Genomic DNA, 13,609 nt, shown 5'->3' on the forward strand with positions numbered 1-13,609 from the left:
ATAGCTTCTAATGAATCAACAATCCAGATTGTCATAAGTTAAGCAGCATGAGAAGGAGGGCAGCCGTGCGTTACAACGTTATTTTATTTGATGCAGATGAAACATTATACGACTATGCCAAATCGGAAGCTTTTGCATTATCCGCCGTTTTTGGCGAGATTGATCAAGAGTGCACGGATGCCATCGTAGACAGCTACAGACGCATTAACCAGCAGTTGTGGCGTGATTTCGAGCAGGGGAAGGTTACACAAAGTGACTTGCGTACGGCCAGGTTTGACCGGCTGTTGGCAGAACACGACATCAAGTGCGCCTTGGATGCCAATGCCTTTAGCGATGTTTACATAAAATATTTAGGGCACTCCTTTCTGATGGAGGGGGCAGAAGAGCTGTGCAGTCAACTTGCGGAACGCGGTCAACGAATGGCTATCATCACGAACGGAATCAAGGAAGTGCAGTTTAACCGAATCAGCGGGTCGGCGCTATGCGATTCCTTTGAATGCATCATTGTTTCGGAGGATGCCGGGTCCCAGAAGCCCCACGAAGGCATATTCGATTATGCATTCGATAAGTTGAATCACCCCGACAAGAAGGAAGTTCTCATTGTCGGCGATTCATTAACTTCCGATATACAGGGAGGCATTCGTTACGGGATTGATACCTGCTGGTATAACCCGCTGCGCAAGGCAAACCTAACATCCATTCAACCTAAGTATGAGATCCATTCTCTTATGGAACTGCACGATATTATTTCATCTGAGTGATCTCTTCAATCTCGTTGGATGAAGTATGAAGGAAGGCAACATGATCCATTGTTGAGTTCGATAATTATGCTAAGGGATTTCACGTGGTTCCACTTGAACAGGGAGGAAGGTGCTGGGGGGTGGTTCAATGTCCATGGTGCGCACACGAGGTAACGTTAAGTGATAATATGTGCCCAGAATGCAAACATGAGGTATTGCCTGAGCATCTGATCTCAGAGACGAATGAACAAACGACCGATCACTATGATCCAACAACGGAAATGGACCACCTCAGTATTGAGGAATTAATGGTTAGTAGGTTCAATTGCCGCCGTTGTGGTCATCTTGAATGCAGCTCGCAGGAAGTCAGCATGAGCGGCACCGGTGTAAGCAAAATTTTTGATATCGATTATCATCATTATCTCTTCGTATCCTGTACCCGATGCGGCTTCGTCGAAGTATTCAATCCCGATGTGCTCAGAGGCCATAAATCCGGAGTGCTGGGAACGTTACTCGATATAATCTGGCGTTAACTAAAATACATATCAACAAAGGAGCATGAACATGATACAGGCATTTATTTTTGACATGGATGGGGTCATTATTGACAGTGAACCGCTTCACTTTGAAGTCGATATTCAGGTGATGAACGACTACGGATCGGCGATAACCCATGAACAGCTGGAGAAGTATGTAGGCATGACCAATCCGGAGATGTGGGCAGCCATTAAAGATGAACATCAGCTTGCTCAATCCGTTTCGGAAATCATTGAATACCAATTGTCCAATAAAATTGAAATACTCACCTCACGGGAAATGGAGCCTATTGATGGCATTCGGGAGCTCCTTGCGGAGCTTAAAGCACGTAACATACCGGCAGCTATTGCATCATCATCGCCACCAGTATTTATATCGGCCGTCTTGCGTAAGTTCGATCTCCTGAATCATTTTGAATGCGTTGTGAGCGGTGAAGAAGTGGAGAAAGGGAAACCGGCACCGGATGTATATCTTAAGGCGGCAGAATTGCTTGGAGTGGATCCAGAGCATTGCATGGTGCTTGAGGATGCAAGGCATGGCGTTGCTGCAGCGAAGGCGGCTGGAATGAAATGCATCGGCTTCGTGAACCCGAACTCGGGGAACCAGGACTTATCGCAGGCCGATCATGTGGTGAACTCGGTTCGAGAGGTCGCGCAAATTTGTCAATTTGAATAGTTCGTGGTTTTAGAGCTTGGCAGTTTGGCCGCACATTGCGGCTAAGCTGTTTTTTTGTTTATGGTCCAAATGGTTATAAACTCAACTTATTGATCATAAAACTCGTTTATACTATATCTACTATATTATATCTACTATTAGTATCTAGACCTAAGTCTAGGTTGATTATCGTCTGAAGACGGAAGTCATCTTTCTTCAATCATGATATTCTTACATTAACATGATATGTGAGAGGAATGTGAACGGATGATTTCGGATATAAATTTGACCCGCGATATCACACAGTATAGGGATTGCCCAGTGTGTAGTCTAGCAGAGGAGACAAGGCCTGATGGATTTTTTACGTAATTTAGGCGATATCGGATTATTTATTCATGCCATGATCGATGCGATTATTTTTCCGATCCCGGCACTTTTCTCGCAATTGTCTTTAAGTGCATTGAGTCCGGACCGTGCGATCTGGCTCGCCTCGATCGGATTTGTCGGCTGCTTGATCGGAACGCCGATCGGTTATGGAATTGGCAAGGCTTCCGGAAATTTGGTCTTAACCAAGGTCATGAAGAAAAAATGGCACGATTCCGCCACCGCCTTGTTTACCAAGCATGGCGAAGCCGCAATTCTTGTCGGTGCGTTTACACCGATTCCTTTTAAAATCTTCACCATTCTATCCGGCTGCATGAGCTATCCCTTATGGAAACTTCTCACCTACGCAGCGATCGGACGCGCCGTGAAGTTCTATACCGTAGGTGTGCTCTTCTACGTATATGGCCGTGCTGCAGAGAATATGGTGGACAGCGTGCTTACGATTATTTTGATGTCCGTAGGTGCTCTGATTGGAGGAATTTGGCTGACGGTTCATTTTATCAAGAAACGCAGGAAAAAACGTTCGGAAATCCCTGTCGTGCAGGGTTCAAAAGATTCAGTTGATGTAACGGCAGGTGAAGAATGAATGATCGAGCGATTACGAAGATTTGATCACCGGGTATTTGTCTGGTGCAACCAGACGATCAGCAACAGAGCCTTTGATCGGCTGTTCGGCGGCATTACCCATCTCGGTGGAGCCACCTTTACGATTCTGAGCGCACTGCTCATCGCCTGGGCTGCATTTGAAGCATGGGACATAACGGCATATCAGAGTGCCATTGCCTTAACCATTAGCCATCTGATTGTTGTCCTCATCAAGAAGATCGTCAGAAGAGATCGTCCGTTTCGGGTTCTGGAGCAGGTGAAGATTGGGAATTTTCCATTGAAGGACTATTCCTTCCCGTCAGGACACACCACGGCGATCTTTGCCGTCATTACACCACTTTTGTTTCTGGTATCTCCGCTGCCTACGATACTGCTAATTATCCTGGCTGCGCTGGTCGGTCTATCCCGTATATATTGGGGATATCATTACCCAACTGATTGCCTGGCAGGCAGTCTGATTGGATTCGGTTCTGGATGGCTGGTCGTTTACCTGATGCATGTCATTGGAATCACATAACGTTAGATAAGGAGTAATATTCATGAGATCCATATATGAGCAAAAAATCATCATATTAACCGGAAGTCTGGGAGAGGGTCACAACCAGGCATCAAAGGCCATTGTGGAATCAGCAAAAAGAAACTACCCTCATCTGCGCGTGAAAGTCATTGATTACATGGAGTTAACCCATCCACGGCTGCATGTGGCTGGTCAGTTTTTCTTTGTGCAATGGATGAAACACTTTCCATCCTTTTATGGATACTTATTCCAGAAAACGCGCGAGGAAAACACCCTCATCCAGATGCTGAAACGCTTTAGTACCTTCAGTCTTCACAGGCTCAGCACGATGCTGGAAACGGAAAATCCGGCTATCGTGGTCAGTACCTTTCCGCCGGCAGCAGCGGGCATGTCTCTGCTGAAAGCGATGGGGTTCACTAATGTGCCGACGGCAACCGTCATGACGGACCATACGGATCACAGCTACTGGATACACTCTCATACGGATTATTACATGGTTGGTTCCGATGTGGTACAGGTTGCATTGGAGCGCAAAGGCGTGCCAAGCGAAAAGATCTCTGTGACCGGCATACCCGTTAATCCGCTGTATAGTCAACCTGTCGATCCGGAACGGCTCCGAGCCTATTACGGCTTGTGTCCATCCGAACAGGTCGTGCTGATTATGGGCGGTGGAGAAGGGATGATCGATAAAGAAATTATCGAACTCTTGAAATCAAGGGCATACCCGCAGGGTGTTCGGTTTATGGTCGTGTGCGGCCGCAATATGAAATTATATCAATCACTGTTGGAAGAGTTTTCAGATCATCCGCAAATCACGGTCATGGGTTACGTAGATCGTATGCATGAATTGATGGCGATAGCGGACCTGATGGTGACAAAGCCGGGAGGCCTCACGATTTCCGAGGCATTAACGATGGAACGGCCGATGCTGTTAGTGAAACCCTTGCCAGGCCAAGAGCAGGATAATGCAGACTACCTGGTTGGAATAGGCGTGGCACGGCAAGCCATGGCGGGTGAACTGCAGCACCAATTGCTAACATTAATTACAAGTCCGCCCTTATTGCAAGAAATGAAGCGAAGAGCGGCCATTAACACGCATAAAGATTCGGCTTTATCAGTCCTGACAAGATTGATGGATATTCAACAGAATCAGCGCCATTCTCGTGAATGGTCTGAAGATATGAATCCGGTGCCTTACGAGGTGCTGAACAAAGAAGTTTATGTAAATGATGCTCTACAACACTACTATGACAGTTATCGGTAAGATGAAGGAGTTTTCCCCATGAATTTGTTTGAATTGGTTGAGCAGTTGTTTGAACAATACGGTTACCTGGTGTTATTGATTGGGCTTCCCCTTGATTTTATTGCTCTTCCAATTCCTCCTGGAAATAGTACCTTAACCTACACCGGGTTTTTAACCTATAAAGGAATCATCGATATGGTTCCTGCCGTTGGATCTGCTTTTATGGGGGCGGCCATGGGGCTAACCATTACCTATATCCTGGGATACAAGCTGGGGATGCCGCTTATAGAGCGCTATGGAAAATGGCTGTTTATCAAGCCGTCCCTTGTAGAGAAAACGCAGGCCTATTACAATAAGTATGGAAATAAGCTGCTCATTATTTGTTTTTTCATACCCGGGGTCAGGCAGTTTATCGGATATTTTATCGGCATGATTCGGGTCCCCTATCGAACGGTGTGGCTATATGGATACACGGGTGTGGCCTCATGGGTGCTGGTCTTTTTCAGCATAGGTTTTATATTCGGCGAACAGTGGCAGTACATTCTGAATGTGGTTGAGCATTATTTGAAAGTAATCTTTATCTGCCTGGGTAGTTCATTTCTCGTTCTGCTGGTGTGGAGTCGTGTTAAACGCGAGAAAACCAAGAAGCTGTCCAAAGTGACCAGGAATGAATAGTTATAAATGAAATCAATACTTGCCAAAGATGGCCCAGCAAACGTGGTTTTATGGTATCTGTGCTGGGTTTTTATGTTTGAGACGAGCCTTACAGAATTTATGATATATTCTAAATAAGTCGGCAGTACATACATAAGGAGTTTGAAAAATAAAGGATGTAGTAGGGGGCAGATCATGAGCAAAATCATACCATTGTTCAGGGTATTCGATGAAACGAAGACAAGGGAATTCTATATCCAATATCTTGGTTTTACCTTGGATTGGGAACATCGGTTTGATGACTCGGCACCGCTCTACATGCAAATAACAAGGGATTCGTTAACGATTCATTTGACGGAGCATTACGGGGATTGTTCTCCCGGAGCAGCCATTCGCGTGGAGATGGCAGGGATTGAAGATTTTCACGAACAGCTTTTAAACCAGAACTATCCGTATTCGAGGCCCGGAATAGAGGTCGCCCCCTGGAATAGCAAAGAGGTATGTGTTACGGATCCTTTCGGCAACCGAATCACTTTCTACGAGGAGTTGGAATCCAAGTGAAGAAGCTAAACAGGATGCGATTTGAACAAGCCAGGCAATATATGCTGCACCAGGCCAGGGACCTTGAACGGGCGCTATTCCGGTATGAATTCGAGGACGGGGCGTTTACGGACGTGTTAACTGAGCTTGCCAGCTATCAGAACGAGGACGGTGGATTTGGTCATGGTCTTGAGCCCGATCTTCGCTGCAAGGAATCATCTGCTCTGGCAACAACCAGAGCGCTTGAGATTCTTCGGCTAAATCCAGATCATCCGGAGCGCAGCGAACGGGTTATATCCGCGTTAAAGTATCTTGAGCACTCCTATGTGCCAGAACGGTCAGGGTGGGACATTATTCCTAAGGAAGCCGAGCAGTCTCCAAGGGCGATATGGTGGCAATACGGAGCCTTTAAGGATCATTGGGGAAATCCGAATGCGGATATCATCGCCTATTTTATCGGCGAGCGGGAGTTATACCCTTTAGAGTTTTTGGAATCAAGGATTGATTATGCTGTGAACTACCTGAAACAATCTAGCGATCTTCATGAAATGCATGAATTGTTTTGTTATTTGCGCTTGAACGAAAGATTGCCGAAAGAACAGGCGTCCGAGATCGAAGAAACCCTTGAGGTCTTCATGGATAATTGCATAAGCAGGGATCCTGGCAGCCGCGAGGGATACGGAGCAACGTCTCTCAGCATTATGGATTCTCCGAATTCACCTTATTTTGCTAAATACCAAGAGCTTCTGCCGCTGGAACTGGATTTGCTTATGGAGAATCAAGGGGAAGATGGTGCCTGGGAGCCCAATTGGAGCTGGTACCAGTACGAAGAGGTATGGCCGTTGGCCAAGGAGGAATGGAAGGGTGTTCTGACATGGAATGCACTTCGGACGCTGCGTAATTTTGAAAGGATTGCGGTGGATTGACATCGGATCAGGAATACTGGACTCGTTGTAAAATGCTAATATCATTACCATACGAATTTTACAAAAAATGATGGTCAAGGAGTGAGGGAACATGGATTTGAGATACCCGATAGGACAATTTGAATGGGAAGGGCACTCCGCGCCTGAACAAAGGGAGCTCTGGATTCAAGAGATTAAGAGCCTGCCGGAGAAACTGAGGGCTGCAGTCCAGGGGCTAAGCCAGGAACAGCTGAATGTATCTTATCGAGATGGCGGTTGGACGATCCGTCAAGTCGTTCACCATCTTGCAGATAGCCACATGAACAGCTATATTCGGTTTAAACTTGCTTTAACGGAAGATAACCCAACAATTAAGCCTTATGACGAGCAGAAGTGGGCAGCCCTTCAAGATTCATTGATCCTGGACATTGAGGCATCGCTTGTTTTGCTTGATGGCATGCATGCCAGATGGGGTGCTTTATTAGACATCATGAATAACGGAGACTATCTCAGAACGTTTTATCACCCTGAGAACCAGCGAAAAACCAGTCTGGAATACGCCATGGGCATGTACGCCTGGCATGGAAAGCACCATACTGCACATATCACATCTGCAAGAGAACGATTGAAATTTTAGATCCAGCACAGCCTACTCCGTCAACTGGCGGAGTTTTTTACGTGTCACCATGTCGTGATATCTAACTTGATTGTCGCAATTTTACACTGTGAATCGGGCGGTTCGTGTGATAGATTAATGGCATGATGTCTTAATATTAGATACTGAGGTGACGAGAATGATTAGAATCGGAAAAATTAGTTATTGGCATGTGCACGCGTGGGATTATACGAAACAAGCGCAGGAGCATCCGGATGCTCAAATCGTAGCGGTATGGGATGAGAACCCAGAGCGCGGAAGAGAAGCAGCGGAGAAGCAAGGCGTACCTTTTTATGAATCCTTGGATGACATGCTGCAAAGTGACGATATCGATGCCGTGATCGTGGATGCTCCGACATCCATGCATAGAGAAGTGATGCTGAAAGCTGCGGCAGCAGGCAAACACATTTTCACGGAAAAAGTAATTGCCGCCACCCTGCAAGAGGTCAACGATATCATCAATGCCGTGAATGAGAACCAAGTCAAATTAACGGTATCACTTCCGCGACTGAATGACGGCTATACCTTGGCGATCCGTGAGGTATTGCAGCAAGAGTTGCTCGGCACCGTAACACTCGTTCGTGTACGCTTGTCTCATAATGGCGCGACTGCCGGATGGCTGCCAGAGCATTTCTACAGCCTGGAGCAGTGCCGTGGAGGCGCCTTAATCGATCTGGGATGCCATCCGATGTATTTGACACGTCTGTTCCTCGGTGAAGAAGCGGTTGATGTCAATGCGAATTTCGGTTACATCACGGGGAAAGAGGTTGAAGACAACGCCGTTGCTACGCTCTCTACGGCTACAGGGGCTGTCGGTGTGGTAGAAGCCGGATTTGTTAACAGTTTCTCGCCATTTACGATTGAAATTCATGGTACGGATGGAACGATTCTGTACGGAACGCCGGATAGCAAGCTTCTGATTCGTTCAACGAAAAAAGAAGAGTACAAGGATGCTTGGGTTGAGCTGCCGGTACCGGCGAATCGTGCGAGTGCATTTGAACAATGGATTTCCCATATTCAAGAAGATACCGTTGCAGAGGAAAATATCGCATATGCTGTTGAATTAACCAAATTGATGGAAGCATCCAACCGTTCGGCCAAAGAGCATCGCGCCATTCGTTTGGATGAACTGCAAGCATAAGATACAGGGATGATGCATCAGGATGAATAACCATTTTCCATACGAGTTGATGAAAGATCGGCAGGATGCCTTGGAGCGACTTGATCTGAGAGTCTATTGGGGACGTTATGAGATCCGGGTTCTTCGGTTTCATCTCACCACCTTCCCGCCAGGAAAGATTGTTTCCTTCCATAAGCATGCGGAGTATGAGTTTCATTTCATACCTCGCGGCAAGGGGACCGTTATTATGGAAGAGGAACCTTATGCGCTGAGGGAAGGCATGTTTTATTTAACAGGTCCGAATGTGCTTCATTATCAGGAGGCGGATGCAGCGGAGCCGATGGACGAATTATGTCTGCACGTGGACATTATTCAACGCGATGAGGTATCCGATCATGAGAGCCTGGCACTGCCTGTTTCGGATCCATGGGAATTGGCCGAAGCCGATGACTGTATGGAGAAGCTGAGGGGATTACCGCTGAAGCCAACGATGGATATCCATCGTGCGATGCCTTATTTCCTTGAGGCTTATCAGGCTTCTCAGGAGAAGTATTCGGGTCTGTATACAACGATTAAGCAGTGCATTATTCAGATATTGCTGCGCGCTGTACGCGCATATGAATCCGAGCCATCGGAAGCGGAACTGCCTTCAAGGGATATGAAGGCTTACCGCTATCAATTGGCCTTGGAGTATATTCATGCAAACTCTTCGGGAGAGGTTGTACTGGATGACGTCGCGGAGAAGCTGCATATCAGCTCAAGGCAGCTGCAGCGAATATTCAAGGAGCAAGCGGAAGGGCAATCCTTCAGCGAAATACTGGAACATGTCCGCCTTGAAGCCGTATGCAGGAAGCTGATTGATACCAATTGGTCGATTGATAAAATCGCAATCCATGAAGGCTTCTCAAGCGGAAGTTATTTGCATACCGTGTTTCGAAAGATATATGGATATACTCCATCAACTTTTCGAGCAATGAATGTGAAATTGTAGGGGGAGTATCAGCCATGAGCAAAACCATTCGAATAGGAATTATTGGAAGCGGCGGCATTGCGGGGGAGCATGCAAAGTATTATAAACAAATTGACGATGTGCAGATTGTCGCCGTAGCTGATATTTTACCCGGCAGAGCCGATCAATTTATTGAGCGCTGGGGACTTCAGGGAGCGATCGGATTTGATGATCACCGCAGATTGTTGGATCTCGACCTGGATGGCGTAAGCATCTGTACGCCAAACGTCGCTCATTACAGTACCACGATTGATGCGCTGTCAGCGGGCAAACACGTAATGCTCGAGAAACCGATGTCGGTCACGTTGGATGAAGCCATCGAGATGGTCCAGATCGCGAAGAAGACCAGGAATATGCTCAATGTAGGCTTCCAGCCGCGTTATGATCCGAACATGGGCATCATTAAGAATCTGATCCAAAACGGCGAGCTTGGAAAAGTCTATTATGTGGAAACCGGAGGCGGTCGCCGCCGTGGAATGCCGGGTGGCACGTTTGTCCGACAGGAGATTTCAGGGGCAGGTGCCATGGCGGACATTGGCTGTTATTCCTTGGACATGGCCCTGAACGCACTTGGATACCCCAAGCCGTTGACGGTATCCGCGTATACATCGAACTATTTTGGCACAAACCCCAAATACCACTCCGAATCCGGAGCGTTTAACGTCGAGGATTTCGGCGTAGCGATGATTCGATTTGAAGGAGACCTTGTGCTTAACTTTAAAACCTCGTGGGCTATGCATATGGATACCTTGGGGGCGACCATGTTCCTTGGAACGGATGCGGGCATGAAGATTACACCGGCAGGTTCAGGCCCTTGGAGCGGTGTGTGGGATGGGAAGGTAGGGTCGATTTCCTTGTTCCATGATATCCAAAGTCATCATACCGAAAGCGCAATACCGCTGGTCCACCATGAGCTTAACGTATTTGAGGAGAAAATCAAGGATTTCGTAAGCGCTGTGCGCGAAGGCAAGCCGGCACCGATCCCGGGCGAGCAGGTGCTTCGGAATCAAGCGATTCTGGACGGCATCTTGCGGTCTTCCCAAAGCAAAAAAGAGGTTGAGATTCATATTCCGGACTTGGATTGATGGTAAGAAAGCCGCGCGTGCAGCGCGGCTTTTTTTTGTGCTTGTTTATACTTGTGAGGTGATATTTTTAACATATAAAAGCTTCCGTTTTTTAGATGGATATGATAGTATAAATGCGAACAATTGTTCCTCGGAAGAGTTGGATTGGACCCAGACATAATATCCGGAATGAAGGATGGTGCAGACCTGATGACTGATCGATATGCTGAAATCGATGAGGTAATCGCGTATATTCACAATAATATTTATGAGCCTCTTCCGTTATCGACACTGGCGGATTACATAGGATACAGCCCATATCATTTTTCGCGTATATTTAAGGATCGAATCGGACTGCCTCCATTATATTACGTGTCCTCGCTTCGTTTGGAGAAGGCGAAGGACTTGCTATTACATACACATCTGAGTATCCGGGATGTCGCCATGGAGATCGGTCAGCAGAGTCTGGGTACATTTACGACACGCTTTACGGAAAGAGTAGGAGTGACCCCTTCCCAGTTTCGAAACTCGAGGGAAGAGGCGGACGAGCATCTGTTATCCCTGCAGAAACTGAACAGCTGGCGTGATTCCATACCGGTTGTGAATCCCAATCTGACAGTTGAGGGCACGGTAGAGGCAACGGCTCCATTTCAGGGTGTCATCTTGATCGGGCTGTTCGCCAAGCCGATTCCCGAAGGTTTACCGTTATACGGAACTTTGTTATCCTCCGTCGGCTCGTTTCGGTTCAGTGACGTCAGACCCGGAACGTATTATCTGATGGCCACTTCGGTCCCATGGGGCATGCAGGCGGTTGATTTCTTGCTTCCTAAGTCTACCACGCTGCGTACCCGTTCGAAGGAACCCATTATCGTTACCCCAAACTTCAAGACCCCGCATCTTCATGTAACATTGCATGTTCCCCGGCTGGATGATCCGCCGATTCTGATTTCTTTGCCATTATTAATGAATCATTTTCTCAAAAGGGTTGCTCCCATGCTGCGTTGAGCCCTGGAGAGGATCGGTTCGTATGTTGATACACTTTTGGCATTGAAGGCTACCGCACACCATGGCAGCTCTTCATTGCATTTCGTTGACATTTGGGTTCCGATTCCTGATACTTGAATGAGGGCGAATGGCATAGGCAGTATTGTTATTTGTAAGTAAGAACGAGAGATTTGAGGTGTCACCTGTGATTGTTGTAAGCTCGTGTTTAGCCGGTTTGCAGGTTCGTTATAACGCTACGGACAGTTTGGATGCGAACATTCAGCAGCTGGTCAAATCGAAGAAAGCTGTGACCGTATGTCCCGAACTTCTTGGCGGATTCTCAACTCCACGGGAGCCTGCGGAGATCGTTGGAGGAAACGGTGATGACGTACTGGCAGGGAATGCTAGAGTGGTTGAATTGTCCGGGAAAGACGTGACCGAGATGTATATAAATGGTGCCTACCAAGCGCTTCGAGTGGCGCAAGAGCTCGGAGCATTGCTGATCGTCCTGAAAGAGAGCAGTCCTTCCTGCGGCAGTGCCATGATTTATAATGGAGAATTTGCCAATGAGAAGATAGCCGGTTATGGCGTAACTACGGCTCTGCTGCGCAGGGAAGGTTATAAGGTTATTTCAGAGCACGACCTTAGCGTATATGCAGCACAGCCGGAATACGCCTCTCTTTTTATTGGGAGATAAATCAAACGTCTTCGTTTATATATTTTCGTCCTGCTCTATAATTATGATAGAATTATCATATCGACTGCTTACATGTTGTGATTCTTTATATTGGAGGGAATTATGGAACTCATAAATCAAACTGAAGTACAACAAATGATTGATAAATTGAAGGACCAGGATTTATATATTCACCTTGAGATGACAACAGGCGCTTATGCTGCCCATTATGACAGCACGAAGCACCCCGCGGCTAACTTTATTACGAATGCAACCATTCGTTACAGCCACGGTTCGATATCCGGCAATGGACCCTATCGGGTTGGATTGAAAATGAGTCAAGGCTGGGTATATACGGAAGGACTCACCCATTTCGAACAGAGTGATACCGATCGGCTGATCATGGCAGGTCATGACAGTCAGGGCAAACTGGTTGTCGCTTTGCAGCTGAGCCGGGAGCCTTTTTAATAGAGAGAGGAGACGAGGATTGATGGAGCAAAACATACTGGTCATATTGCCGCACCCGGATGATGAAGCATTTGGTTTATCCGGAACGTTGGCTAAATATATTATGGAAGGCGCTCATGTTACCTATGCTTGCCTAACACTTGGGGAGATGGGCCGCAATATGGGCATTCCCCCGTTTGCGAACCGTATCACACTTCCAACCATTCGCAAAGCAGAGCTGGAAGAATCCTGCAAAGCAATAGGTATACAGGATTTGCGATTGCTTGGTTTCCATGATAAAACGATTGAATTCGAGGATCAAAATAAGCTGGATAGCGCGATTGCTTCTCTGCTTCAGGAGATAAAGCCATCGCTGGTGTTCACGTTCTACCCTGGATATAGCGTTCACCCTGACCATGACGCAACGGGCGCGGCTGTAATCCGCACGATTCAGCGGATGCCGGCCGGTGATAGACCAGTCGTTCAATGTTTGGCATTCTCCAACAATTGTGAGCAAGAATTGGGTAAACCGGATGTTTATCAAGATGTATCCATGTTTATGGTACAGAAGCTGAACTCCATTCAAGCCCATCGCTCTCAATTCCAGGCAGCGGAGCTGCTAGGCAAGAAACAGATGAAGGCCAAGGAAGTGGAGCAGCGCTTCGGAACGGAACGTTTCTGGACCTATACATTTGAATAAATCCCCATCAGGGGATGGATCCATAAAAAGAGCCGCAGATGCTAATTGAGGCCACTGAAAAAGTCCTTCTCATAAAAAAAGGTACGGCTCCTCAAGAAAGTTGAGGAGCCGTACCTTTTTTTCGTTTATAATTAACGCATCATGGAAAGCGGGTGAGCGGATGATTCGACAACA

17 protein-coding genes are annotated in these 13,609 nt (G+C 47.0%); all 17 read left to right on the top strand.

The genetic code is table 11. The features are described from left to right. Positions 1-65 precede the first annotated feature (65 nt). The 17 genes from J7E85_RS24835 to bshB2 all read left to right on the top strand — a co-directional run bounded on the left by J7E85_RS24835 (position 66) and on the right by bshB2 (position 13,435). On the top strand, positions 66-761 hold the full coding sequence (locus J7E85_RS24835) for a YjjG family noncanonical pyrimidine nucleotidase (protein ID WP_215162559.1): 696 nt from the start codon (positions 66-68) through the stop codon (positions 759-761). Positions 762-1,111: 350 nt separating this feature from the next. Then, entirely contained in the window at positions 1,112-1,273 is a 162-nt protein-coding gene (locus tag J7E85_RS34275) for a zinc ribbon domain-containing protein (protein ID WP_251036027.1), read from the top strand. A gap of 31 nt (positions 1,274-1,304) precedes the next feature. Continuing rightward, on the top strand, positions 1,305-1,952 hold the full coding sequence (locus J7E85_RS24845) for an HAD family hydrolase (RefSeq protein WP_215162560.1): 648 nt from the start codon (positions 1,305-1,307) through the stop codon (positions 1,950-1,952). A gap of 331 nt (positions 1,953-2,283) precedes the next feature. Next, positions 2,284-2,901, top strand: coding sequence for a YqaA family protein (locus J7E85_RS24850; protein WP_215162567.1), 618 nt, complete (start codon positions 2,284-2,286; stop codon positions 2,899-2,901). Then, positions 2,902-3,438, top strand: coding sequence for a phosphatase PAP2 family protein (locus J7E85_RS24855; protein WP_076321829.1), 537 nt, complete (start codon positions 2,902-2,904; stop codon positions 3,436-3,438). 22 nt (positions 3,439-3,460) lie between these two features. Beyond that, a complete protein-coding gene (locus tag J7E85_RS24860; protein ID WP_213644475.1) occupies positions 3,461-4,702 on the top strand; it encodes an MGDG synthase family glycosyltransferase in 1,242 nt (413 codons plus the stop codon). Positions 4,703-4,720: 18 nt separating this feature from the next. Beyond that, complete coding sequence (locus J7E85_RS24865) at positions 4,721-5,356, top strand: DedA family protein (RefSeq protein WP_215162569.1); 636 nt, start codon at positions 4,721-4,723, stop codon at positions 5,354-5,356. 174 nt (positions 5,357-5,530) lie between these two features. Then, complete coding sequence (locus J7E85_RS24870) at positions 5,531-5,896, top strand: glyoxalase superfamily protein (RefSeq protein ID WP_215162571.1); 366 nt, start codon at positions 5,531-5,533, stop codon at positions 5,894-5,896. Continuing rightward, entirely contained in the window at positions 5,893-6,801 is a 909-nt protein-coding gene (locus J7E85_RS24875; RefSeq protein WP_215162572.1) for a hypothetical protein, read from the top strand. Before J7E85_RS24870 ends, J7E85_RS24875 begins: the two co-directional genes overlap by 4 nt. A 91-nt stretch (positions 6,802-6,892) precedes the next feature. Then, complete coding sequence (locus J7E85_RS24880; RefSeq protein WP_215162574.1) at positions 6,893-7,417, top strand: YfiT family bacillithiol transferase; 525 nt, start codon at positions 6,893-6,895, stop codon at positions 7,415-7,417. 157 nt (positions 7,418-7,574) lie between these two features. Continuing rightward, positions 7,575-8,576: a Gfo/Idh/MocA family protein gene (locus tag J7E85_RS24885; protein WP_215162576.1), complete on the top strand. Its 1,002-nt coding sequence runs from the start codon at positions 7,575-7,577 to the stop codon at positions 8,574-8,576. A 22-nt stretch (positions 8,577-8,598) separates the two neighbouring features. After that, on the top strand, positions 8,599-9,546 hold the full coding sequence (locus J7E85_RS24890; RefSeq protein WP_215162583.1) for an AraC family transcriptional regulator: 948 nt from the start codon (positions 8,599-8,601) through the stop codon (positions 9,544-9,546). A 14-nt stretch (positions 9,547-9,560) separates the two neighbouring features. After that, a complete protein-coding gene (locus tag J7E85_RS24895; protein ID WP_215162591.1) occupies positions 9,561-10,649 on the top strand; it encodes a Gfo/Idh/MocA family protein in 1,089 nt (362 codons plus the stop codon). 189 nt (positions 10,650-10,838) lie between these two features. Then, positions 10,839-11,633, top strand: a complete 795-nt coding sequence (locus tag J7E85_RS24900) for a helix-turn-helix transcriptional regulator (protein ID WP_215162593.1) — start codon at positions 10,839-10,841, stop codon at positions 11,631-11,633. Positions 11,634-11,817: 184 nt separating this feature from the next. After that, positions 11,818-12,309, top strand: coding sequence for a 2-thiouracil desulfurase family protein (locus J7E85_RS24905; protein WP_076321819.1), 492 nt, complete (start codon positions 11,818-11,820; stop codon positions 12,307-12,309). Between the two features lie 102 nt (positions 12,310-12,411). Then, a complete protein-coding gene (locus tag J7E85_RS24910) occupies positions 12,412-12,756 on the top strand; it encodes a YojF family protein (protein ID WP_076321818.1) in 345 nt (114 codons plus the stop codon). A 22-nt stretch (positions 12,757-12,778) separates the two neighbouring features. Beyond that, positions 12,779-13,435, top strand: coding sequence for a bacillithiol biosynthesis deacetylase BshB2 (gene bshB2 / locus J7E85_RS24915; RefSeq protein ID WP_076321817.1), 657 nt, complete (start codon positions 12,779-12,781; stop codon positions 13,433-13,435). The last annotated feature ends 174 nt before the right edge of the window (positions 13,436-13,609 follow it).

Source organism: Paenibacillus sp. ISL-20 (genome assembly GCF_018613005.1).
GTDB lineage: Bacteria > Bacillota > Bacilli > Paenibacillales > Paenibacillaceae > Paenibacillus_AQ.